Genomic DNA, 24,288 nt, shown 5'->3' with positions numbered 1-24,288 from the left:
TATTTTGACGCCGAGACCGGGCTTCACTACAACCGCCACCGCTACTACCAGCCCGGCACGGGTAGATTTATCACCCCTGACCCGATAGGCTTGGCCGGCGGGCTCAATAACTACCAGTATGCCCCCAACCCTACAGGCTGGGTGGATCCGCTAGGGTTAAGTAAAGTAAAAGCTGGATGTCAGCTTATATTAAAAGCAATATCCAAAACAGCGAAGGATGTTTCTGCCTCTTATCAAGGAAAGGATCCATACTTTGGTATCGATAGGTTAAAAGATATTTTGCTACCAAAGGGAACCAAATTATCTCATATCACTTGGAAAGAAAAAGGGGGAATAACAGGTAATTATTTCACTACCCCAGAAGCCGTTGAAATTAGCCGTGCTAAAGATGGTCTTGTTAGCTCCAGAGCACTAAATCAAGGTGTTCAAGTGTATGCCGGGGATGGCAGGACAGAATACAAAAAGTTTGTTCAAATATTTGAAGTACATGAAGACATACCCATGGGAGGTGCTGCGACTGGACCCACTAAAGCGAACCCTCAGTTTAACCCTGGCAGATACCAGACACATAATCAATATTTTATACTTGATGAGTTCTTGTTGAAATTAAAACCTGTCGATGGCACATTGGAAATGATGAAGAATACAACAGCACCTGATGTTTCGAAAAAACTGGAAAGCTTGAGGCGGTCAAAAAAATGATTGCAATTAATAGAAGTGCATCTTCTGAAGAAAAGGATTACTATCACTTGCAGCCAGTCGTTGACTATCTTTTAAGTAAAGGGAATGTCTCTCACAATGATTTCTTATGGGGGAACAATAGAACAGGCTACTTTTGCCACTTGGAGAAGGACATAGACTTTGATGACCTATTGTCAGTTTTTGAGTTTCCCGACACGATTAAAATAAATAAAAATGAACAAACTATCGATTGCTTCACTACATATAGTGTAATTAAGGGGGGGATGGGTAATAAATTGTAACTGGAAATAATATTGCTAACCTTTTAGGTGATGAATGCTATTATTTTCCATGTAAACACCATTAGTATTGGGTGGTGTATTCTCTACTCGTCATAGAAATTCAGTGACATAGATACTCTGGTATCTAAGCGTGAGGGTGTCTGATTTTCAATTGAACTCTACACAGCAGAACTTCTGAGTTTTAGAAAGGATGTAATATTGGTTTTTATAACTTGGCAATAAATTCAATTCTGTATCTCACCACATTAATAAATTTAACCAACTCAAAGCACTGTAATAAAACCTATGAAGAAACTCTTTCCAATATGCCTACTATTTATGCTTGTTGGTTGTGCCAACCAATTAAATTATTTATCTGATACCAAGTTACAAAATGCCGCCCAGCAGGGCCAGGGCAAGGCGCAATATGAGCTGGCCAACCGTTTGGCAGCGAAGCCGGATTATCCTGAGGCGATGCGCTGGATGAAGCAGGCTGCCGATCAAGTGGGTCCGCTGGCGGCAGATGCCGATATTCGGGGCAAGGCTGCACTACAGGTGGGAAGCTGGTATCAGGCGGGGTTGGGAGAGCCCAAAAATCCTGCACTGGCCAGGCAGTGGTGGCAGCGCTCCGCCAAGTTGGGCAATTCGGAGGCCAGCTATCAACTGGGTCAGGAGTGCCGACAACGGCACAAGGGCAAGCTTACCAGTGAGTGCCTCAACTGGTTCGAGCAGGCCGCCAAGCGGGATCATGGAAATGCCCAACTGGTTCTGGGGCAGTGGTATGCAGGTCAGGCGGGGGCCGATGAAGAGGCCGTCAAGTGGCTGGAGAAAGCCGCCGAACAAGGGAATCGGGATGCCCAATTCCAGCTTGGCACTCGCTATGAGCAGGGGAAAGGGGTGATCAAGCGCGCCGATCTTGCCCTGCGCTGGTATGAGAAAGCCGCAGCCCAGCAACAGCCGGACGCTTTGCTGGTACTGGCGAGCAAGGCGCCCTCTGAAGAGGCATTCAGCCTCTATCAGCGCGCCGCCAATGCTGGGGCTGCTCCTGCCCAGCTGTGGTTGGGGCAGGCCTATCTGAGGGGGGATCTGGTTGCCCAGGACCTGGCGCTTGGCCGTTATTGGCTGGAGCTGGCGGCAGGCAATGGTTCCCATGACGCCGAATATCAATTGAGCCTGCAGCAGAGCGATATCACCGCACGTGAGCACTGGCTGAATCTGGCTGCTGCGGGGGGGGTGAGCCAGGCTCTGCTTGAACTGGCGACCCTGCAACAGGAACGGGGGGAGTTGAAAGCTGCGCGCAAGAGCCTCTCTCTGGCGGCCTCACAGGGCAATGTCGAGGCTCGATATGCCTACGGCGAGATGCTGCGACTGGGGCTGGGTGGTGAGGCTGATTACACCGGAGCCATGAAACAGTATCGGGCTGCGGCAAACGCCAATCATCGGCAAGCACAATATCGCATGGGCATCATGCGTGAGCAGGGATGGGGAGCCCCCCGCAATAGATTGCATGCTTATGCATGGTATTTATTGGCCGCAACGGATGGCAATATTGATGCAACCGCCGCCAGCCGTGAACTTGAAAAAGGCATGACGGCACAAGAAAAAAGTGCCGGTCAAAAACTGGCGCAGCACTGGTTCATCAGGCTGGATAAACACGGTGAAATGGGGCAGGCGTCAGAGGGCATATGATGCCATTCCCATAACATGAATGAGACATAGTGTTAAAAATAACAGTGAGTGGATAAAGCCATTTCCCACTTATTATCGCCATCCAATACCGCCTTGATAATGCATCCTGGCGGTTTTTTTGACAAAAATAACATCGGATGTTGTCAGAAAAATCTCTTTTTGTGTTCGGAAAATGAGCACGGTTTATGGCTTATCATGAGAAGTCATGAAGATTTAAAATCAGATTTTTCCTATTTAACTCTTCACTAAATACAACTTTCCTACACTTCTTGTCTCAAGTTTACATTTTGATAGGTTGATTCTATCTTGTTGTTTTTATTGGTATTTATGCGTTTATTTTGATTTTGATACATTTGTAGATATATTTGTCGTTGACGTTATCATCATCAAAAATATACCATTCGCTACAAATGGCTCTTAAGCCAGATATGATCTCTAACGAAGAGTAGAGACGTAATCGGATTGTATTGAATAACAAGCTGAATGCTGCCTTTTGGATATCCAGGATCTCTCCTGGAATATATCGAAAAGGCGTGGTTGGTTGGTGCTTTTTTGTTCATTTTCGTTCTGAGCACGTCAACTGTCATTTTTTACAGTTGCCGACAAAAGCATTGGCTATAAGCTTTTGGGTCTTCATGGATCCTCAACTTGGTATCTAGAGCATGGGAAAAGGGATTGATGGCGCCACTGTTGCGCCCAAAGAACGTATCAATATCAAATATGTGCCGGCAACCGGTGGCCAACAGGCGGAAATAGAGCTTCCGTTGACCATGATGGTGGTTGGAAATATGAAAGGGCGCTCTGAAGAGACCCCCATCGAGGAGCGTCAGACCGTCTCCATCGACAAGAATAATTTTTCTTCCGTCATGAAAGAATCTGCACTGGAGCTGAATTTTTCGGTTCCCAACCGCCTGGAGGAGAACAGCCAGGACGAGTTGCCCGTGTCGATCAAAATCCAGTCCCTGGAAGACTTCACCCCTGACAGCGTTGCCCAGCAAGTGCCCGAGCTGCGCAAGCTGCTGGAGCTGCGTGAGGCGCTGGTTGCCCTGAAGGGGCCGCTTGGCAATATCCCCGCCTTCCGCAACCGTCTGCAGGATCTGCTGTCCAGTGACGACGCTCGCGAGCAATTGCTCAAGGAGCTGGATTTGATTAAGCCTGCCGAGTGATCAGCAGATTAATTGACTGACTTATAAGGAAAAATTATGTCTCTGGTCGAAGAACAGGTTCAAGCGGGGGCGAGTGCAGCCTCCTCGTCCCTGCTGGACGAAATCATGGCGCAGGCCCGCATCACCCCGGTGGATGAGGGTTACAGCGTCGCCAAGCAGGGTGTTGCAGCCCTGATTGCCAACATTCTGGACAGTGGCACCACCACAGAGCCGGTGAACAAGGCGCTGGTGGACAGCATGATCGTCGAGCTCGACAAGAAGCTCGGCAAGCAGATGGACGTCATCCTGCACGCCAAGGAGCTGCAAGAGCTGGAGTCCTCCTGGCGCTCCCTGAAGCTCCTGGTGGATCGCACCGATTTTCGCGAGAACATCAAGATCCAGGTGCTGCACGCCACTAAGGAAGAGCTGCTGGACGATTTTGAATTTTCTCCTGAAATCACCCAGTCCGGCCTCTACAAGCACGTCTATTCCAGCGGTTATGGCCAGTTTGGCGGACAGCCGGTCGGCGCCGTGATTGGTGACTACGCCTTCACCCACAGCTCCCCTGACATCAAGCTGATGCAGTATGTCAGTGCAGTGGGCGCCATGGCCCATGCCCCCTTCATCTCTTCCGTCGCCCCCGCCTTCTTCGGGGTCGACAGCTTCACCGATCTGCCCTCCATCAAGGACCTGAAATCGGTATTCGAAGGGCCGGCCTACACCAAGTGGCGCTCCCTGCGCGAGTCGGAAGATGCCCGCTATCTGGGTCTGACTGCACCGCGCTTCCTGGCGCGTCTGCCCTATGATCCGACGGAGAACCCCATCAAGGGCTTCAACTACCAGGAAGAGATCAGCTCGAACCATGATCACTACCTGTGGGGCAACACCGCCTATCTGATGGGCACCTCCCTGACCGACAGTTTCGCCAAGTACCGCTGGTGCCCGAACATCATTGGTCCGCAGAGTGGTGGCGCCATTCACGATCTGCCGGTGCACGTCTATGAGGCCATGGGTCAGTTGCAGGCGAAGATCCCGACCGAAGTGCTCATCACCGATCGTCGTGAATACGAGCTGTCGGAAGAGGGCTTCATCACCCTGACCATGCGCAAGGACAGCGACAACGCCGCCTTCTTCTCCGCCAACTCGGTGCAAAAGCCCAAGGTGTTCCCGAACACCAAGGAAGGCAAGGAAGCGGAAACCAACTACAAGCTGGGTACCCAGCTGCCCTACATGTTCATCATCAACCGCCTGGCCCACTACATCAAAGTGCTGCAGCGCGAGCAGATCGGTTCCTGGAAGGAACGCCAGGATCTGGAACGGGAACTCAACAACTGGATCCGTCAGTTCGTTGCCGACCAGGAGAACCCCCCTGCGGACGTGCGTAGCCGTCGTCCCCTGCGCGCCGCCCAGATCAAGGTGCTGGACGTGGAAGGGGAGCCGGGCTGGTATCAGGTTGCCATGGCCGTGCGCCCGCACTTCAAGTACATGGGAGCGAGCTTCGAGCTCTCTCTGGTAGGTCGTCTGGACAAGGAATAAAGCCCGATGCCGCATCTCTCATCATGGGATAGAGGCAATGCGGCCAGTCTGTTTGATCGCATCCGGGGGGAGGGGCTTGGCTCCTCCCCCCGTTCGGAAGTGGATGAACTGGTGGACTCTGTCAAACGGCAGCTCGATCAGATCCTCAACACCCGTCCCGGCAACTGTCGCAGTGCCCCCGAACTTGGCGTCATCGATCTCAATGACGCCACCCAGGGGAGTGCCGACATCAAGGGGCGGATCCGGGAGGCGATCCGGCAATGCATCCGCCGCTATGAGCCGCGGATCGTGCATGTGGAAGTCCGTTCACCCGACTATCAGGCGAGCCCGCTTGAGATGACGTTTCAGGTGACGGCCCACGTGCGGCTGGAGCAGCTCGAGCAAGTTACCTCGTTCAACGTCCATATGGACAGTCACCGTCACTACCGCATGGTCTGATCAATGTCGCTGGAACATTACTTCAGGGATGAACTGGCATTTTTGCGCCTGCAAGGGCGCGAATTTGCCGACGCCTATCCCGAGCTCACCCGTTTTCTGTCGGAGCAGAACACCGATCCGGACGTGGAGCGCCTGCTGGAGGGATTCGCCTTCCTCACGGGCAACCTGCGCGCCAAGATTGAGGATGAGTTTCCCGAGCTGACCCACGGTCTGCTCAACATGCTCTGGCCCAACTACCTGCGTCCCGTGCCCAGCATGACCATCATGCAGTTTTCGGTCATTCCGGGGGCCATCGCCCAGCCGGCGCTGGTCAGGCAAGGTTGTCAGCTCGACAGTCTGCCCCTGGACGAGGTGACCTGTCATTTCCAGACCTGTCACGATACCTGGGTCTATCCGGCCGATATCCGTCATATCGCTGCCCAGAGCGGCAACGATCTCTCCACCATCTCGCTGGATATCGCCCTGCATGCCCCTTTGCCGCTTAGCGAGCTGCAGCTGGACAAGCTGCGCTTCTTCCTTGGTGGCGACAGCTACACCGCCTATGAGCTCTACTTCTGGCTTTCCAACCAGCTCTCCCATATCGAGCTGGAGATCGACGGCAAGCGCTTTCGTCAGGAGGCCAAGGCCCTCAAATCGGTCGGCTTCGAGCGTGATGATGCGCTCTTGCCTTATCCGAACAACGTCTATTCCGGCTACCGGATCCTGCAGGAGTACTTCTGCTTCCCGGAAAGCTTCCTCTTCTTCGAACTCTCCGGTGGCGAGTGGCCCAAACAGCCGTTGCCGGTGAGCGAATTCAAGGTGCACTTCTGCTTCGACCGGCCATTGCCGGCGGAGCTCAAGATCCGTCCCGACTCCTTCATGCTCAACTGCGTGCCGGCCATCAACCTGTTCCAGCACGACAGCGAGCCGGTCAATCTCAACGGTCGTCAGGCGGAGTATCCCCTCAAGGCAAGTTATCGCCACGCCGACAGCTTCGAGATCTTCTCGGTGGATCAGGTGGAGGGCTGGGTCGAGGGGAACCTCGGCCGCTCCCGCGGCACGCCGCGCATCTATCAGCCATTCGAAAGCTTCCAGCACCAGATCGAGCGGGCCAAGCAGCGGCTGGCGCTCTACTACCGGGTGCGGGTCAAGGAGGCGGTGAGCGGGGATGGTTTCGAACACAGCCTCTCGTTCGTGCGTGGGGATGAAACCACCACGGTCGAACTGGATGAATCCATCTCGGTGACGCTCACCTGCACCAACCGCTCCCGCGCCGCCCGTCTCAAGGTGGGCAGCGTCTGCGTGCCGACCGGCAGCTCGCCCTCGTTTGCCACCTTCCGCAACCTGATCCGGCCGACCCGGCCGCTGCGCCCGGCGCTGGACGGCAGTCTGCACTGGACGCTGATATCCAACCTCTCCCTCAACTATGTCTCCCTGCTGCGCCGCGATGCCCTGGTGCAGGTGCTGCGCACCTACGATTTTCCGGCGCTGCACGACAAGCAGGCCGAGCAGGCCTCGCGCAAGCGGCTGGCGGGGATCGAGGAGATCGAGACCAAGCCGGTGGATCGGCTGGTGCGCGGCATGCCGGTGCGGGGGCTCAAGTCGGTGCTCTCCATCCGCCAGTCTGCCTTTGGCAGCGAAGGGGAGCTCTATCTGTTCAGTACCGTGCTGGCCCACTTTTTCTCGCTCTACGCCAGCGTCAACGCCTTCCACCTGCTTGAGGTGGTCAATCTCGACAACAAGGAGCGCTACCAATGGCCAGTCCAGATCGGTCAGCACTCCCTGATGTGAGCGCCGCCCGGGAGGCGCCCCGTTTCAACTTCTTCCAGCTGGTTGAGCTGCTCAACCGGCTCGATGGCGCCGATCAGGAGCGAGGGCTCGACTACCTGCCCGGTGACGAGAACATCCGCTTCAAGGCGACCGCCTCCTTGGGGTTCCCCACCAGCGACGTGCTGCAGATTGGTCGGGACGGGCAGGGTCGTCACGAGCTGGAGGTGGCCTTCCTCGGCCTGCACGGCAGTCAGTCGCCGATGCCCGGCTATTACCTCGATTCGCTGGCGTGGGAGTACGCCCAGGGGGAGCAGAAGCTCGGCCTGTTTCTGGACTTCTTCCACCACCGTCTGCTGACCCTGCTGCACCGGATCTGGCGCAAGTATCGCTACCACGTGCGGTTTCAGGACAACGGCGAGGATGGTTTCTCCCGCCTGATGTTCGCCCTGGTGGGGCTTGGCAATGAGGCGGTCTGCCAGAGCCTGCCGGTCAACCGGGCCAAGATGCTCTCCTACGCGGGCATGCTGGCCAGCCCCAGCCGCTCCCCCGAGGTGGTGGCCGGTCTGGTGGCCCACTGCTTCGATCTGGCCGACGTGCAGGTGAGTGCCTGGCAGTGGCGCAAGGTGCCTATTCATGAGGATCAGCAAAATCGCCTCGGCGGCGCCTGCGCCACCCTGGGGAGCGATTTTGTCATCGGTGACAAGGTGAATGACTGTGCCGGCAAGTTCTTGTTGAAGATCAACAACCTGAGCTTTGGCCAGTTTCTCGGCTTTCTGCCGAACGGGGAGCACTTTCATGCCCTGGTGACCTTCGTCTCCTTCATCCTGCGCGATCAGCTGGCCTGGGATCTACGTCTGGGATTCGGCCAGGAGCAGGCGAGGGGGTTGAGGCTTGGGGAGGAGCAGAGTGCCCGTCTGGGGTGGAGTACCTTTCTCGGCCAGCCGCCGAGTGATCCGTTTGTGACCATTTGTGTGCAGGAATAAGTGCAGGAATAAGTGCAGACATCAGCAGCGCAGAAAATTTAACTACAGGAATCAGTGCAGGAGTAACTGTGGACGATTTTAACCAGCAACTTTCCCTGGTGGTGCTCAACAGCGAACAGCTCGACGGCAGCCAGCAGGTGCAGTACCGCTTCGACGAGATGGGGGGGACCCTGGGGGCCTCCGAACAGGATGACTGGCAACTGCGCGACAGGCTGGGGGCCGTCATGCCCGCCCACGCCCGCATCGAGCTCAACGACGGTCGATTCTGCCTGTGCGATCTGAGCGGCCAGACCTATATCAACGGTGCCACCTCGCCCATCGGGCGGGCCCGCAAGGTGCATCTGGAGCAGGGGGACGAGCTCGTGGTCGGCCCGTTCCGGCTGCGCGCCTATCTGGGGGCCATCACCCCCGAGCAGAGCCTGCAACAGGTGCTGGGCAATCGCCCCACCGAGCAGCTCGACGAGTGGCTGACCAGCGATGAGCCCGTCGTGCCGGCTGACGATCCGCGCACCCTGGCGGCGGATCCCTTGCTGGCATTGCAGCAGGAGCGCAGAGCGCCCAACCCATTGATGGATGGTCCGCTGGCGGACGGTCGCCTGCAGGCTTCACTGCGTTCACAACCGGATGTGGACGTCCCCCCTCTTGCCCCTTTTTCTGCTGTCGAGAACACCATGAACCAAGAATTTCTGGATATGCCCGCCATCGAGAACCATCCCGATTATCAGCTGTCGCTGGACGGCGTCGACCACGTGGCCCTGACTCCGCTGATGCGTGGCCTGGGCCAACCCTTGCAACTGCAGGACACCCAGCAGGCCCACGACATGCTCGAAGAGATGGGCAAGACGGTGCGGGCCATGGTGGAGGGGCTGCTGCAGCTGCAAAACGAGCAGGCGGCACTGGCGGACAAGCACCTGCGTCCCATCGAGGACAACCCGCTGCGCCTGGGCCTTGATTATGACGAGACCCTGGCGGTGCTGTTTGCCGAGCAGAAGAGCCCGGTCCACCTGAGCGCACCGGCGGCGGTGGCCGAGAGCCTGCACAACGTGCGCATCCACCACGTGGCGAACCAGCAGGCCATCGGCGCGGCGCTCGACAGCATCCTGCAGGCGTTTTCACCGCAGGCGCTGCTGGGGCGCTTCGAGCAATACCGCCGCAGCGGTGCACCGGGCACGGCCGACGAAGGCTGGGCCTGGGACATGTACCAGCACTACTACCGCGAGCTCACCTCCGCCCGCCAGCAGGGGTTCGACAAGCTGTTCCACCAGGTGTATGCCCAGGCCTATGACCAGGCCGTGCGTCAGCAACAGGGACTGATTTGATGATACGTGCGCTGATGCTGGGCGCCGCGCTGCTGGCCCTGGCAGGTTGTACCACCATGGGCAAGATGGCAGACGTGGCCATGAACCCGGATATCCAGGTGGGCAGCAACAATGATCAGCCCTCTACCCTGGGGCTGAGTCTGCTGGCGGAGCCTGACGTCAACCCCAACGAGAGCGGGGAGGCGGCGCCCATCGAGTTTCAGGTGGTGCTGCTGGCGGAGGATTCCAAGTTGCTTGCCACCGACTACGACCAGGTGACCGCGGACGTGGAGAAGGCCCTTGGCAAGAACTACCTGGACCACCAGGACTACACCCTGCTGCCGGGCCAGTTCAAATACCTGCCCCCCATCAAGCTCGACGAGAAGACCCGCTACATCGGGGTGATCGCACGCTACGCCGACCCCGACAGCGCCGAGTGGCGCAAGGTCATCAAGATCAAGAGCAAGGGAACGGCTTATCAAATCCTGGTGCACCTGCGCCTGGATGAAGTAGAACTGCAAAAAGAAGAAGAATAACCATGTCGAGTCGAAATCGGGTTATCTGGCGTGAGGGGCTGTTCATCAAGCCCCAGCACTTCCAGCAACAACAAAGACATTCGGATTACGCGCTGCACGCTCGCCTGAGCGCGCTGTCCGACTATTTCTACGGCTTGCAGTCGCTTGCCATCAACGAGGACTACCTGGGCTTTGGTCGCATCGCCCTGGTGGGGGCCACCGGCATCCTGCCGGACGGTACCGTGTTCAACATCCCGAACGACGACGTGCTGCCGACCCCGCTGGAAGTCACCGACGCCTCGGTGGCCAACCAGAAGGTCTATCTGGCGCTGCCGCTCTCGGTGAGCGGCGTCAACGAGGTCAATCAGGGCGGTCAGGTGGCCACCCGGTTGCAAGCCCATCGCCACGACGTGCGCGATCTGCACAGCGAAGGGGGGGACGTGGTCTCCCTCGAGGTGGGGCGGGTCAGCCTGCGGCTGATGCTGGAGCGGGAAGATCGCAGCGCCTACGCCTCGCTCGCCATCGCCCGCATTCTGGACAAGCGTCCGGATGGCGGTCTGGTGCTGGATCCCAACTTCATGCCTTGCAGCATCAGCGTCTCCGCCATCCCGACTCTCAAGCGCTTCCTCGGCGAGTCGGCCGGCCTCGTGGCCGAGCGGGCCCGCAGCCTCTCCCAGCGCATTGCCGCGCCGGGTCAGCAGGGGGTGGCCGACGTGGCCGAGTTCATGATGCTGCAGCTCCTGAACCGGGCACAGCCCCAGCTCTCCCATCTGGCGCGCCTTGGCACCCTGCACCCCGAGCGGCTGCATGAGGCGCTGGTGCAGATCTGTGGCGAGCTGATGACCTTTACCGACGAGTCCCGTCTGCCGCCCGAGTTCCCCGCCTATCGCCACGACGATCAGCAGGTGAGCTTCGAGCCGGTGATGCTGGCCCTGCGCCAGGCGCTCAGCACAGTGCTGTCGCCGCGCGCCGTCTCCATCCAGCTGCGCAAGCACCAGTACGGCATCATGGTGGCCATGGTCAACGAGAGCGAGCTGATGCAGAGCGCCGACTTCGTGCTGGCGGTGCGTGCCCGCATGCCGCAGGAGCAGCTGCGCAAGCAGTTGCTGCAGCAGACCAAGGTGGCCTCCAGCGACAAGATCCGCGAGCTCATCAGCCTGCAACTGCCCGGCATTCCGCTGCTGCCGCTGCCGGTGGCGCCGCGCCAGCTGCCCTATCACGCCGGTTACAGCTACTTCCAGCTCGACCGGCAGAGCCCGGCCTGGCAGATGCTGGCGGTGGGCAACACCCTTGCCTTCCACATCGCCGGCGACTTCCCCGAGCTCGACATGCAGCTCTGGGCCATTCGCAGCCAGTGATCGCACCAAGGAATAAGCAGAGATGACCACGGACATTATCAAGAACGAGCAACTCAGCGACCTGCTGTTCGATCATGCCGAGCAGCTGGACATGGATTCGGACTACTGGTTCCGCCTGCGCGGCCAGAGCATCAACCCGATGATCGATGCGGTGACCCCTTTGTTGGGGCTGGTGCAGCGGGTACGCCTGCTGTCGCGCTACGACCGGGTGCCCGAGCTTTATCAGCGGGTGGTGACCGAGATCCAGGCCATCGAGCAGGAGCTGATGGCCCAGGGCTACGAGAACGGGGTGGTGCTGTCGTTTCGCTACATCCTCTGCACCTTCATCGACGAGGCCGTGATGGGCCGCGACTGGGGCAGTCAAAGCGAATGGTCCGAGCACTCCTTGCTGACCCGCTTTCACAACGAGACCTGGGGCGGCGAGAAGGTGTTCGTGCTGCTGGCCCGCCTGCAGGAAGACCCGGTGCGTTATCGCGACATTCTGGAGTTCATCTACCTCTGTCTGTGCCTCGGTTTCGAGGGGCGTTACAAGGTGATGAGCAAGGGACAAGGGGAGTTCGAGCGCATCGTGCGCCAGCTGCACAAGCAATTGGCCCCCGAGGCCGGTGGCGAGGCGCCCAGCGTGTTTCACCTCGATCTGGGCCAGCAGGCCTCCCGCTACCAGCTGCGCAAGCAGGTCTCCCTGCGCAGCCTGTTCATGGGCGGCGCGCTGATCCTGACGCTGATCTTTGGCCTCTATCACCACCAACTCAATAACCAGACCCAGGACGTACTTCGTCAACTGGGCGAATTATTAAAATAAATACCTAAGGAGAGCACGCCTTGATTCGTATAGAGCTACCGGTACTGGTGGAAAGACTCAACCCCATCTGCCGTCACATGCTGGAGGAGGCCGCGGCCCTCTGCGTCAACCACCAGGGAGCCGAGATCCGCATCGAGCACCTGCTGCTCAAGATGCTGGAGACCCCGCTGAGCGACGTGCGCCAGATCCTGAAGGTGGCCGAGGTGGAGGTGGAAGAGCTCAAGACCCTGCTGCAACCGTCCGCTGCCGACAGCAGCTATGGCCAGGGTTACCCCTCCTTCTCGCCCATGTTGGTGGAGTGGCTGCAGGACAGCTGGCTGCTCGCCTCCGCCGAGCTGCAACATGCCCAGCTGCGCAGCGGTGTCATGCTGCTGGTGCTGCTGATGACCCCCCAGCGCTATCTGCCGGGCTCGGTGACCCGCCTGCTTGCCAAGGTCAATCGCGAGCTGCTGCGCCAGCAGTTCGACGAGTGGGTCAAGGAGTCCGCCGAGACGCAAGTGACCACTACCCCCGGCGGCAAGACGGCCCAGGCCGCCCTGCCGGCCGATGCCAGCCTGCTGGCTCGCTTTACCGTGAATGTGACCGAGCAGGCCCGCCAGGGCAGCCTGGATCCCGTGCTCTGCCGGGATCACGAGATCGACCTGATGATCGACATCCTCTCCCGTCGTCGCAAGAACAACCCCATCGTGGTGGGTGAAGCCGGTGTCGGCAAGAGCGCCCTCATCGAGGGGCTGGCTCTGCGCATGGTGGCGGGTCAGGTACCGGAGAAGCTGCGCGGGGTCGAGCTGATGACCCTGGATCTCGGTGCCATGCAGGCCGGCGCCTCGGTCAAGGGGGAGTTCGAGAAGCGCTTCAAGGGGGTGATGCAGGAGGTCAAGGACGCCGTGCAACCTGTCATCCTGTTCATCGACGAGGCGCACACCCTGATCGGGGCCGGCAACCAGGCCGGCGGGCTTGATGTCTCCAACCTCATCAAGCCGGCGCTGGCCCGGGGCGAGCTGCGCACCATCGCCGCCACCACCTGGGGCGAGTACAAGAAATACGTGGAGAAAGATGCGGCCCTGTCGCGCCGCTTCCAGCTGGTGAAGGTCGGTGAACCCGATGCCGACGAGGCCACTGTGATCCTGCGCGGCCTGCGCAGCATCTACGAGAAGGCCCACGGGGTGCTGATCGACGAGGAGGCGCTGCAGGCCGCCGCCCAGCTCTCCGCCCGTTACATCTCCGGCCGTCAGCTGCCGGACAAGGCCATTGACGTGCTCGATACCGCCTGTGCCCGGGTGGCCATCAACCTCACCACCCCGCCGCGCGCGGTCAGCCACCTGCAAAACTCGCTGCGCCAGCGCGAGCTGGAGATCCGCCAGCTGGAGCGCCAGAGCCTGATAGGTCTTGGTGACAACGCAGAGCGCCTGGCCGAGTTGCAGGCGGCCCAGCAAGCTTGCCGTGAAGAGCTGGCCGAGCAGGAGGCCCGGTGGCAACAACAGCAGGGGCTGGTGCACCAGATTGTCGAGTTGCGCGCAGCCCTGCTGGCCGATCAGCAGGATGAGATGCTGGCCAGAGAGGCGCTGGATCTGGCCGATGCGCCGCTCGATCCGCAGGCCGCTGCTGAGCAGCTGGCCACCCTCGAGCGCGAGCTGGCCGAGCTGCAGCAGGGGGAAGTGCTGGTCTCCGCTCACGTCGACAAGACCCAGATTGCCGCCGTCATCGCCGAGTGGACTGGGGTGCCGCTCAATCGCATCTCGCAAGGGGAGCTGGACGTGGTGACCCGTCTGCCGGAGTACCTTGGCGAGCTCATCAAGGGGCAGGATGTGGCGGTGGCCCACCTGCACAAGCACCTGCTCACCGCCCGCGCTGACCTGCGTCGTCCCGGCCGCCCGCTCGGCGCCTTTCTGCTGGTGGGACCGAGCGGGGTCGGCAAGACCGAAACCGTGCTGCAGATTGCCGAGCTGATGTTCGGTGGTCGCCAGTACCTGACCACCATCAACATGTCCGAGTATCAGGAGAAGCACACCGTCTCCCGCCTGATCGGCTCGCCGCCCGGCTACGTCGGTTTCGGCGAGGGGGGCGTGCTGACAGAAGCCATTCGCCAGAAGCCCTACTCGGTGGTGCTGCTGGATGAAGTGGAAAAAGCGCACCCGGATGTGCTCAACCTCTTCTATCAGGCGTTTGACAAGGGCGAGCTGGCGGACGGGGAAGGGCGCATCATCGACTGCAAGAACGTGGTCTTCTTCCTCACCTCCAACCTCGGTTTCCAGACCATCGTCGACCATGCCGAGCAGCCCGACGTGCTGCTGGATGCCCTCTATCCGGAGCTCGCCGCCTTCTTCAAGCCGGCCCTGCTGGCGCGCATGGAGGTGATCCCTTATCTGCCGCTCGGCCACGACACGCTAGTGCAGATCGTGGGCGGCAAGCTCGACCGGCTGGTCAAGCTGCTCAAGGAGCGCTTCGGCGCCGAAGTGGTGCTGGACGACGAGGTGGCAGAAGAGATCCTGCTGCGGGCCAATCGCAGCGAGAACGGTGCCCGCATGCTCGAATCCGTCATCGACGGCGCCCTGCTGCCGCCGGTCTCCCTGCAACTGCTGCAGCGCCTCTCGGCCGGTGACCCCATCAAGCGCGTCCACTTTTCCGTGGCCGATCACCAGTTCGTGGCCGAGGTGGGGGCTTGAGTATGGAGCAAGCCCTCGCATTTGCCCTGGCCCTCACCGCCCAGCGCGATGAGCCGCACCTGTGCCACTGGTGGAGCTCGACCGTTCATGCCAGCTTCCAGCCCAAGGGGCTGCTGCTCGGCATGCTGGATGTGAGCGGCCGTCAGCTGGAGTGCCAAGGCTGGGTCAGGGGGAAGGAGGTGGCGCTGGGGCTGGCGGTGGACGATTTTTCCCACCCCCTTGCCTATGTGCTGCACAAGGCCCAGTCCCGCACCTGGGACTCCCTCTACGGCGGTGCTCGCATCGAGCACGCCGGTTTTCGCGCACTGCTGGCCAACCTTGGCCAGCAGTGCGGGCTGCACGCGTATCCGCTGCTGGATGGCAACGGCAAGCCGTTTGCCGTGCTGGCCCTGATGGATGAAGGGGAGGTGCTGCGGGCCTGGGCCGACGGCCCCGAGCTGGCCCAGCTCTCCCAGGTCTTTTGCAACCAGCTCACCCTCATTCGCGATCTCGGTCGCAGTCGGCGGGATCAGGGGGTACTGCGCGACTCCCTGCGCCAGATGAAGGGGGAGGGGGAGCGGCTGCGTCAGCACGAGAAGCTGCTTGGCGATCAGCTGGTCGGCCAGTCGGCGGTGATCCGCGGGCTGCGCGAGCAGATAAGCCAAGCCGGCCAGCACAAGCTGACTGTGCTCATTCAGGGGGAGACCGGCAGCGGCAAGGAGGTGGTGGCACGGTTGGTGCACCAGTGCTCCGATCGCGCCAACAAGCCCTTTGTCGCCATCAACTGCGCCGCCATCCCGGAGAACCTCATCGAGAGCGAGCTGTTCGGATACCAGAAGGGGGCCTTCTCCGGCGCCCTTGCCAACAAGACCGGGCTGGTGGCCCAGGCCAACGGCGGCACCCTGTTTCTGGACGAGGTGGGTGACATGCCCGCCGCCATGCAGGCCAAGCTGCTGCGGGTGCTGGAAACCCGTAGTTACCGGCCGCTCGGGGCCGAGCAGGAGTATCACTCCGATTTTCGCCTCATCGCCGCCACCCATCATCCGCTCACCCGCCATGTGGAGGAGGGGCAGTTTCGGGCCGACCTCTACCACCGCCTCTGCCAGTGCCTGCTGCTGATCGCCCCCCTGCGCGAGCACATGGATGACGTGCCGCTGCTCTGCCAGCACTTCATGGCCCAGTTTGCCGCTCAGGATGGCAAGACGCTCGCCGGCTTGCAGCGCAAGTTCTTGAAACAGCTGCAGACCTATGACTTCCCCGGCAACGTGCGCGAGCTGCGCAACCTGCTGGAGGTGGCCTGCGCCCACACCCGTCACGGGGAAGAGGTGGTGCTGGAGGCGCTGCCGCCGGAGCTGCGCGAGCGGGTCTGCGTCGAGTTGCCCGGCACCATGGACGATTACAACCACATCCGCGATCTGCGGCGGGCCATGCAGCAGTACGAGGCTTCCGTCATCGAGGCGCGGCTGCGCCACTTCCAGGGCAATCGGATGCTGGTGGCCGAGAGCCTCAACATTCCCAAGCGCACCCTGGATCACAAGTGCCAGAAACTGGAGGTGAACTGATGAGCATCCTCGGCTTGTTACCGCTGCTGCTGGCCACCAGTGCGGCCGAGGTCCCGCTGGACATGGCGCGCTGGCAGGCCTGCCGGCAGGAGCCCTCGCCGCTGGTGCGGCTCGCTTGCTACGACGCCATCGGCAATGGCGCGGCCAGTGCCGCCGAAGGGGCCGCCCCCAAGTCGGCGGCCTGGCAGGCCATCTGGGCCCAGGAGCAGGCCCGCACGCCAGCGAGTGCGCCCTTCCTGCTGCAAAGTGACGCCGGCAGTGGCAGTGAAACCCTCACCCGCCCGGCACTGCGCGGGGCGACCCTGGCCATCGGCTGCGTCGACAGCATCACCCATATCCGGCTGCGGCTGGACAGCCCTTGGAGCGGCGAGAAAGTGCAGGTCGAACTGGATGGTCAGCCGAGTGCCGGCTCCCAGAGCTGGTTTATCCGGGATCAGGGTCTGCTGCTGGAATATGGCCGCGGTCTGCCCGCCATCAAGGAGCTCAAACGCTGGCTGGGCCATCGCGAGCTGCAGGTGCGGGCCGACAACGGCGCCCTCTTGCGGGTCGACCTGAGCGGCCTGAAAGAGGCGCTGGCACCGCTGCGTCAGCAGTGCCGCTGGTAGGAGGGACGATGAGCTATCAACACCCCTGGTGTGCACGCCTGCTCACCAGCCTGCCGGATGAACAGATCAGAGGCGCCGTGCTGGCTGACGAGCCGCGCTGGGACTACGTGGAGACCGAGCTGGTCAAGCTGGGATCCCTCGCTCACAGCCAGGTGGATCTCAATGCGGTGGCCGAGGCCTGCCTTGGCTTGCTGGAGAGCCGCACCAAGGACATGCGGGTGCTGGCCCAGCTGCTGCGCTGCCTGCAGCACCCGGCCAAGGCGACTCCTCTGGGGGCTGCGATCAGCCTGCTGGAGGCCTGGATCCAGGCTTACTGGCTGCTGGCCTGGCCCGGCAATGCCAGCCAGAAGCAGCGACTGATGGTGCAGATCGTCAAGCGCTTCGAAGGGGCCTTGCCGCGCATTTGTGAGAGCGCTTCGGCGGCCGAGCTGGCCCAGTTGCAGGCTCAGGCCGAGCAACTGGAGCGTGTCTGGCTGGCCCAGTGTCCCGACAAGGGGGAGCTTCTCGACCCGTTGGTGATGGGGCTGAAGCGGGCCCAGCGCCAGCAGGTGGCACAGGCCGAGGCGAACGCCGCAGGGCAGCCCCAGAGCAGCGGCGCGGCGGCAGCGGGCACCCCGGCCTCGGTGGCATCGACCGCCAGCGGTGCCAGCGCCATGGTACTCAGCGGCGGTGGCAGCAGTGCTGGCGTCGACATCGACAGTTCCAACGATCGCGCCTGGCGCCAGACCCAGCTCAAGGTGGCGGAACTCCTCATCGAGCGCCAGCCGGAGGCGGCGGTGGGCTATCGGCTGCGCCGTCACGCCGTCTGGGCCGGGATCACGGCGGTCCCCATGAGCGGGGCGGGCAATAAAACCCCGCTGGCGCCCATGTCGGCGGACATGGTGGACGAGTACCGCGCCGCCATGAACGCTCCTGATCAGGGGCTCTGGCAACGCATCGAGCAGAGCCTGACCCTGGCGCCTTACTGGTTCGAGGGGCACAGGCTCTCGGCCGAGGTGGCCCAGAAGCTCGGCTTTGGGGCGGTGGCCCAGGCGATCGCCGAGGAGCTCGGGACTTTTCTGCAGCGCCTGCCGGCCCTGCGGGAGCTCGCCTTCAGCGACGGCTCGCCGTTTCTCTCCCCCGAGTGCAGCCGCTGGCTGCAACCGGCCAAGGGCGGCAGTGCGGGCATTGGAGAGGCGGGGCTGGCCGAGGAGGTCGCCCAGCGCCACGGCGAGCAGGGGATCGCGGCGGCGCTCGCCCTGCTCGATGAGCGGATTGCGCAGTTGAAAGAGCCAAGAGATCGCTTCCACGCCTTGCTGGTGCAGGCGGAGCTGTTGGCGCAGGAAGGCATGGAGGCGCTTGCGCGCCAGCACTATCAACACTTGTGGCAAGAGGCCAGTCGCCTCGGGTTGTCGCACTGGGAGCCCGGGCTGGTCAACCGCCTGGAGAGCCTGGCGGCGCCGTTGTCGAAATGAATGCCGAAATGAGTCATTGAGTCGGAGTTGGATCACATTTTATGTTCAAAACCATTTTTACTTTTCTGCGGCAACAGCTGCCGAAATTGAAACCCTCCTGGCCCCTGCTCGGTGCTGTGCTCTGGGGGCTGGCTCTCATCCTGGTGTGGTGGCTGGGCCCTCGTCTCGAGGTGCGCGGCGCCAAGCCGTTCGAGCCGTTGTGGGGGCGGGTGGTGTTCACCCTGCTCTGGCTCTGGTTGCTGCTGGGGGTGGTCTCCTGGCGGGTGTGGCGCAAGATGCAGCAGCTCAAAGCCGAGCGCCAGCACGAGGTGGTGCTGGAGCAGGATCCGGTCAAGGGGCTCATCGACAGGCAGGCGCTGTTCCTCGATCGTTGGCTGCAGGCGTTGAATACTCATCTGGGCAAGGGGGCGCTCTACGCCATGCCCTGGTATCTGGTGCTGGGCCTGCCCGGCAGCGGCAAGAGCAGCCTCATTCACCGCGCCAACCCGGCCAACAAGCTCAACCCGAGACTCGACACCGAGCTGCGCGACGTGGCGCAGGATCAGCTGGTGGATTGCTGGTTGGGGGAACAGGCCGTGATGCTGGATCCCGCCGGTGTGCTGCTCTCCCAGAGCGAAGCCGAACTGGATCCGCAGGCGCGCAAGCATGAGCGGCTCTGGCTGCACCTGCTTGGCTGGCTCAATGAACACCGCCGTCGCCAGCCCCTCAACGGCCTGGTGCTGACCGTCGATCTGGCCTGGCTCTCCCACGCCAGCGTGGCCGAACGCAAGGCCTATGCCCAGCTGATGCGCTCGCGCCTGCAGGAGGTGTCGGCCACCATGAATACCCGGTTGCCGCTCTATGTCACCTTCACCAAGCTCGATCTGCTGCGCGGCTTTGACGTTATCTACCAGCAGCTCGACAAGGAGGCCCGCGAGGCCGTGTTGGGGGTGACCTTCAAGCCGGGCGCCGACTGGCAGCAGGATCTGGCCCTGTTCTGGGATCAGTGGGTGGACAACCTCAACCAGAATCTGCCCGAACTGATGCTGAGCCGGCTCGATGCCGCCCAGCGCAACGCGCTGTTCTCGTTCGTGCGCCAGCTGGCGGGCCTCAAGGATTACGTGACCAGCCTGCTGGCCGAGACCCTGGCCATCGAGGAGAGCAAGCCGCTGTTGGTGCGCGGGGTCTATGTCAGCTCCGTCTATCAGCAAGGGGTACCGTTCGATGCGTTTGCCCAGGCGGCCTCCCGCCGCTACAACCTGCCAGAGCCCATCCACTCGGCCCTGCGCGGGGAGTCCAACACCTATTTCGTGCGCCAGCTCTTCTCTTCCATCATCTTCCCGGAGGCCCATCTTGCCGGCGAAAACCGGCTGCACACTCTCTATCGCCGGCGCCGCATGGCCATCGGCCTCAGCTGTCTGTCGCTCTTCTCGGCCGCCCTCATCGGTGGCTGGCACTACTTCTATCGGGTCAACGAGGAGGCGGGTCGCAACGTACTGACCAAGGCCCAGGCCTTCATGGAGACCAATGAGGTGGCCGATGCCCACGCCTTCGGTGTGAGCCAGCTGCCGCGCCTCAACCTCATTCGCGAGGCGACCCTCTCCTTTGGCAACTACCGCGAGCGGATGCCGCTGGTGGCGGACCTCGGCCTCTATCAGGGGGACGAGATTGGTCCTTATGTGGAAGGATCCTACCTGCAACTGTTGAGCCTGCGCTTCCTGCCGGCCCAGATGCAGGGATTGCTTGAGGATCTCAACCAGGCGCCTGCCGGCAGCGAGGAGAAGCTCGCCATCCTGCGGGTGATGCGGATGCTGGATGACGCCTCCGGTCGCAACAAGGAGCTGGTGGCGCAGTATATGGCGAGCCGCTGGCAGAAGGCCTTCCCGGGGCAGGGGGCGGTGCAGGAGCAACTGATGGGGCACCTGGACTATGCCCTCGACCACACCAACTGGTATGGCGCCAGGGCCGAGCGGGATCAGGCCGCCATCACCGCCTTCGTGCCGTTCAAGGAGCCGGTCTACGGTGCCCAGCGCGAGCTCGGCAAGCTGCCCATGTATCAGCGGGTCTACCAGAATCTGGTGGTGAAGGCGGGTGATGTATTGCCGCCGGATCTCAACGTCCGTGACGAGGTGGGCCCCACCTTCGACACCGTGTTTGCCCTGCGCAGCGACAACGCCGGCCAGGTACCGCGGCTGCTCACCTGGCCCGGTTTCAACGACTTCTTCCTCAAGCAGGACAAGGCGCTTATCGATCTCACCGCGATGGATGCCTGGGTGCTGGGCCAGCGCAAGCTGAGTCAGCTGAGCGAGGCGGATCGCAAGGAGATCACCCGTCAGGTCAACGACCGTTACGTCACCGATTACGTCAACCAGTGGCAAAAACTGCTGACCAATCTGGACGTGCAGACCCTGGAGAGCCCGGAGCAGGCGCTGGACGTGCTCGCTGCCATCACCGGCAACGATCAGCCGTTCCAGCGGGTACTGGCCTCGCTGGATGACAACACCCGCATTCGCAAGATCTCCGATGTGGAAGGGGACCCGGCCCAGGCCATCAGTGCCCGCATCGGTCGTCCCTTTATGGCCACGAATGGAGTATTGGCTGGACGTGGCGAGCAGGGACCGCTCATTCAGGAGGTCAACCAGAAGCTGGTGGAGCTGCAGCACTACCTGGAGCTCATCGTCAACGCCACCGAGCCGGGCCAGTCTGCCTTGAAAGCGGTGCAACTGCGCATGACCAACAAGTACGCCGATCCGGTGTTCGCCCTGCAGCAATATGCCCGCAGTCTGCCGGCCCCGCTCGATCGCTGGGTGGGTCAGCTCTCCGAGCAGAGCTCGCGGCTGGTGATCGATCTTGCCATGTCTTCCCTCAATCAGGAGTGGCAGGACAAGGTGCTGGCCCCCTTCAACAGTCAGCTGGCCGGCCGTTATCCGTTTGATCCAAGCTCGAACAAGGACGTGCCCCTCTCGGAGATGGAGCGCTTCTTCGCACCCAACGGGACGCTGGACAGCTTCTATCAGGTCAACCTCAAACCCATGGTGGAGAGCGGCCTGATGGAAGGGGAGTTCAGCTCCCCCATCCAGGCCGAGCTGATCAAGCAGCTGGACCGTGCAGCCCGCATCCGTCAGATCTTCTTCAGCCAGCAGGGCAACCTGGAGGTGCAGTTCGCCCTTGAGCCCATCGAGCTCACCGCCAACAAGCGGCGCAGTGTGCTGAACCTGGACGGCCAGTTGCTGGAATACGCCCATGGCCGCCGTACCAAGATCCCGCTGGTATGGCCCAACACCATGCGCGACGGGGCCGAGAGCAAGATCACCCTGGTGCCGGCCGCCCGCGAGCGCTCACCGCGCAGCGAAGGCTTCGTCGGCCCCTGGGCCATGTTCCGCCTGATGGACAAGGGGGAGCTGACCCAGGTCAATGACGCCACTTTCGATGTGCGCTTCCCGGTGGATCAGGGGGCCATGACCTATCGCGTCTACACCGACAGCGCACAAAACCCCTTCACCGGCGGCCTGTTCAGCCAGTTCAGACTGCCCGAATCCCTCTATTGATCGCGTCGGGGGCACGTTGTGCCCCCTTCCTGCGTTGGAAGTCCATATGTCACAGAATCAACAAGGTCAGCAGGCCCTGAAAGTGGGGCGCGACCCCAGGATGTTGCCGGAGTACGAGGCGCTGCGGGCCGAGATCAACAAGCTCAGCCACGCTTCGCGCCCCGAGGTGGACTGGCAGCGGATCCATCAGCTCGCCAGTCTTATCTTCGAAAAACACGGGGTGGATCTGCAGACCGCCATCTACTTCACCCTGGCCCGTTCGCGCCTGCAGGGGCTGAGCGGTTTTACCGAAGGGTGCGAGTTTCTTGCCAACCTCATCGTCACCCAGTGGGAGAGCTTCTGGCCGCCGGTTCATCAGGAGCGGGCCCGCATCGAGATGCTCGACTGGTTCATCGCCCGCATCAGCGACGTCATTCGCCAGTACCAGATCAGCCACGAGGACAAGCGGCTGATCTATCGCTGCGAGCGGGCGCTGCAACTCATCAGCGAGAAGCTGCACAACGCGGATCTGAGCCGCATTCCCCGGGTCGAGAATCTGGTGCACTTCATCGAGGGATATACCCACCTGTTCGATGAGACCGAGATCGTCATCGTCTCCGACGAGCCAGGCCTCAAGGAGGATCTGCAGATCCCGCCCATGGTGTTCTTCAAGTCCGACCTGGAGAGTGATCACGGCGGCACGGTTTCGGCATCGACCCCGCACCTGCCCCAGGGCAGCGTTCTGGTGGGGCGCGAGAAGGGGCAGGTCAAGCCCACCGTGCTGAAGATTGAGCAGCACCGCCGGCAGCGTCCGGCCTGGTTCTGGTTTGGCTGCGGCTTGCTCAGCTGCGCCCTGCCGGTGATGGGGTGGCTGGGCTGGCAGCAACATCAGCAGGAGAAAACCGTGGCGGCCCAGCGTCTGGTGCAGCCGGCCGCCGAGCTGCCTCGAGCCCTCAGCTATGACGACATTCGCCAGGCGCGCATCGTGCTGGGGGAGCAGACCCTGCAGAACATGGAGAGCGATCTGGTGGCCCGCTACCAGAACCAGTTGACCCGGCTCGAGCAGACGTCGTCGCTCTACTGGTATCGCTACGGCGAGGGGCTGCGCAACTCGCTCTCGATGCTCTATCCCGACTCGCTGGCGGTCAAGGCGCTGGACAAGCAGTGGCAGGCGCAGCTTGGCGGTCAGCAGGGGGATGTCATCAGCGTGCCCACCTACCTGGATGCCCGCGCCGGGGTGGATGCCCTGCTCGATCAGCTGCTGGAGTTGGAGCGCCAGCGCAAGACGGTGACCATCTCCTACCTCAAATCTCAGCTCTACGAAGTGCAGAAGAACCTGATGCAGAACATCCCGTTCAGTCTGCGCCTCGGTGAACTGGAGGCGAGAAAAGCCTCCCAGGAGCCCATCACGGCTGCCGAGCTCAAGAGCCTGGAAAATGATCTGAAAGCGCTCAACATCCGCCTCTATCAGCTGCAACAGGGCGTTTCTGGTAGCTGAAAATGCCGCCCTGAGCAAAAAATTGCGCAAGGTGTGGTGAGTTTGACTGGCAAGGCAAGGTTTGCCGGGAAACTTGCTCTGTCTTGCGCAATGGATTGCAGCAGATTGGTCAGGCTCAACGAGATTGAACTGTAATTGACTGATTTTTAATGTGATTGTGGGCGACTTTGCCATGGCATGGAGGCTGCTGGGTCGCCGTTCCAACTGTCTCTGCACCAGGCTGCGCTTGCACCATGGTTGCCCCACGGAGAATCCAGATGTGTCCTTCTATTGCATTGCTCGGTGACATCGGCACCGACCACGATGGTTTCCACCCATCCCCCGTGATTGCCGCGAGCCCCGATGTGTTCCTCGATGGCAAGCCGGTGGCCCGGCAGGGTGATCCGCTGGCTCCCCACGACAAACCCAACAATCCACCCCATCCGCGCAGCATCTCGGGCGGCGTCGGCTCTGTGCTGGTCAACGGCAAGCCCATCGCCGTGACCGGTACCGCCGTCGGCTGCGGCGGCGTGGTGATTGGTTCAGGCAGCGGACAGGCAGGTTAAG

At 61.3% G+C, this 24,288-nt stretch carries 18 protein-coding genes; all 18 read left to right on the top strand.

Features of this window, described 5'->3' with window-relative positions; translation table 11 throughout:
• Window positions 1–702, top strand: a 702-nt coding sequence (locus AB5Y59_RS02345; protein ID WP_368211446.1) for an RHS repeat-associated core domain-containing protein, incomplete at its 5' end; no start/stop codon positions are given.
• A gap of 599 nt (window positions 703–1,301) precedes the next feature.
• Window positions 1,302–2,651 (top strand): tetratricopeptide repeat protein, encoded by a 1,350-nt coding sequence (locus tag AB5Y59_RS02340; RefSeq protein WP_342041102.1) that lies wholly within the window; start codon window positions 1,302–1,304, stop codon window positions 2,649–2,651.
• 662 nt (window positions 2,652–3,313) lie between these two features.
• Complete coding sequence (gene tssB, locus AB5Y59_RS02335) at window positions 3,314–3,817, top strand: type VI secretion system contractile sheath small subunit (protein WP_041215379.1); 504 nt, start codon at window positions 3,314–3,316, stop codon at window positions 3,815–3,817.
• Between the two features lie 36 nt (window positions 3,818–3,853).
• Window positions 3,854–5,332: a type VI secretion system contractile sheath large subunit gene (gene tssC / locus AB5Y59_RS02330; protein WP_368211445.1), complete on the top strand. Its 1,479-nt coding sequence runs from the start codon at window positions 3,854–3,856 to the stop codon at window positions 5,330–5,332.
• Between the two features lie 6 nt (window positions 5,333–5,338).
• Window positions 5,339–5,770, top strand: a complete 432-nt coding sequence (tssE, locus tag AB5Y59_RS02325; protein WP_042015698.1) for a type VI secretion system baseplate subunit TssE — start codon at window positions 5,339–5,341, stop codon at window positions 5,768–5,770.
• Window positions 5,771–5,773: 3 nt separating this feature from the next.
• Entirely contained in the window at window positions 5,774–7,540 is a 1,767-nt protein-coding gene (gene tssF, locus AB5Y59_RS02320) for a type VI secretion system baseplate subunit TssF (protein ID WP_011705715.1), read from the top strand.
• Window positions 7,504–8,502, top strand: coding sequence for a type VI secretion system baseplate subunit TssG (tssG, locus tag AB5Y59_RS02315; RefSeq protein ID WP_128272053.1), 999 nt, complete (start codon window positions 7,504–7,506; stop codon window positions 8,500–8,502). The genes tssF and tssG overlap by 37 nt, the downstream gene beginning before the upstream one ends.
• Before the next feature lie 68 nt (window positions 8,503–8,570).
• Window positions 8,571–9,821 (top strand): type VI secretion system-associated FHA domain protein TagH, encoded by a 1,251-nt coding sequence (tagH, locus tag AB5Y59_RS02310; RefSeq protein WP_011705717.1) that lies wholly within the window; start codon window positions 8,571–8,573, stop codon window positions 9,819–9,821.
• Window positions 9,821–10,336: a type VI secretion system lipoprotein TssJ gene (tssJ, locus tag AB5Y59_RS02305; RefSeq protein WP_041215374.1), complete on the top strand. Its 516-nt coding sequence runs from the start codon at window positions 9,821–9,823 to the stop codon at window positions 10,334–10,336. Before tagH ends, tssJ begins: the two co-directional genes overlap by 1 nt.
• Window positions 10,337–10,338: 2 nt before the next feature.
• The gene (tssK, locus tag AB5Y59_RS02300) at window positions 10,339–11,673 is read left to right on the top strand and encodes a type VI secretion system baseplate subunit TssK (protein ID WP_128272051.1); all 1,335 of its coding nucleotides are present in this window, start codon (window positions 10,339–10,341) and stop codon (window positions 11,671–11,673) included.
• Window positions 11,674–11,695: 22 nt separating this feature from the next.
• Window positions 11,696–12,475: a type IVB secretion system protein IcmH/DotU gene (icmH, locus tag AB5Y59_RS02295; protein WP_368211444.1), complete on the top strand. Its 780-nt coding sequence runs from the start codon at window positions 11,696–11,698 to the stop codon at window positions 12,473–12,475.
• A 20-nt stretch (window positions 12,476–12,495) separates the two neighbouring features.
• Complete coding sequence (gene tssH / locus AB5Y59_RS02290; protein ID WP_368211443.1) at window positions 12,496–15,138, top strand: type VI secretion system ATPase TssH; 2,643 nt, start codon at window positions 12,496–12,498, stop codon at window positions 15,136–15,138.
• Window positions 15,139–15,140: 2 nt separating this feature from the next.
• Window positions 15,141–16,679, top strand: coding sequence for a sigma-54-dependent transcriptional regulator VasH (gene vasH, locus AB5Y59_RS02285; RefSeq protein WP_368211442.1), 1,539 nt, complete (start codon window positions 15,141–15,143; stop codon window positions 16,677–16,679).
• Window positions 16,679–17,284, top strand: a complete 606-nt coding sequence (gene vasI / locus AB5Y59_RS02280; RefSeq protein ID WP_368211441.1) for a type VI secretion system-associated protein VasI — start codon at window positions 16,679–16,681, stop codon at window positions 17,282–17,284. Before vasH ends, vasI begins: the two co-directional genes overlap by 1 nt.
• Before the next feature lie 8 nt (window positions 17,285–17,292).
• A complete protein-coding gene (tssA, locus tag AB5Y59_RS02275; RefSeq protein WP_368211439.1) occupies window positions 17,293–18,738 on the top strand; it encodes a type VI secretion system protein TssA in 1,446 nt (481 codons plus the stop codon).
• Window positions 18,739–18,779: 41 nt separating this feature from the next.
• Window positions 18,780–22,265, top strand: coding sequence for a type VI secretion system membrane subunit TssM (gene tssM, locus AB5Y59_RS02270; protein ID WP_368211437.1), 3,486 nt, complete (start codon window positions 18,780–18,782; stop codon window positions 22,263–22,265).
• A 46-nt stretch (window positions 22,266–22,311) separates the two neighbouring features.
• Window positions 22,312–23,742, top strand: a complete 1,431-nt coding sequence (locus AB5Y59_RS02265) for a VasL domain-containing protein (protein WP_368211435.1) — start codon at window positions 22,312–22,314, stop codon at window positions 23,740–23,742.
• Window positions 23,743–23,999: 257 nt separating this feature from the next.
• Window positions 24,000–24,287: a type VI secretion system PAAR protein gene (locus AB5Y59_RS02260; protein WP_017411057.1), complete on the top strand. Its 288-nt coding sequence runs from the start codon at window positions 24,000–24,002 to the stop codon at window positions 24,285–24,287.
• Window position 24,288: the final 1 nt, after the last annotated feature.

This window comes from Aeromonas sp. s10, assembly GCF_040907975.1.
Lineage (GTDB): Bacteria > Pseudomonadota > Gammaproteobacteria > Enterobacterales > Aeromonadaceae > Aeromonas > Aeromonas caviae.
This window is presented reverse-complemented; position numbering and strand designations above follow the sequence as displayed.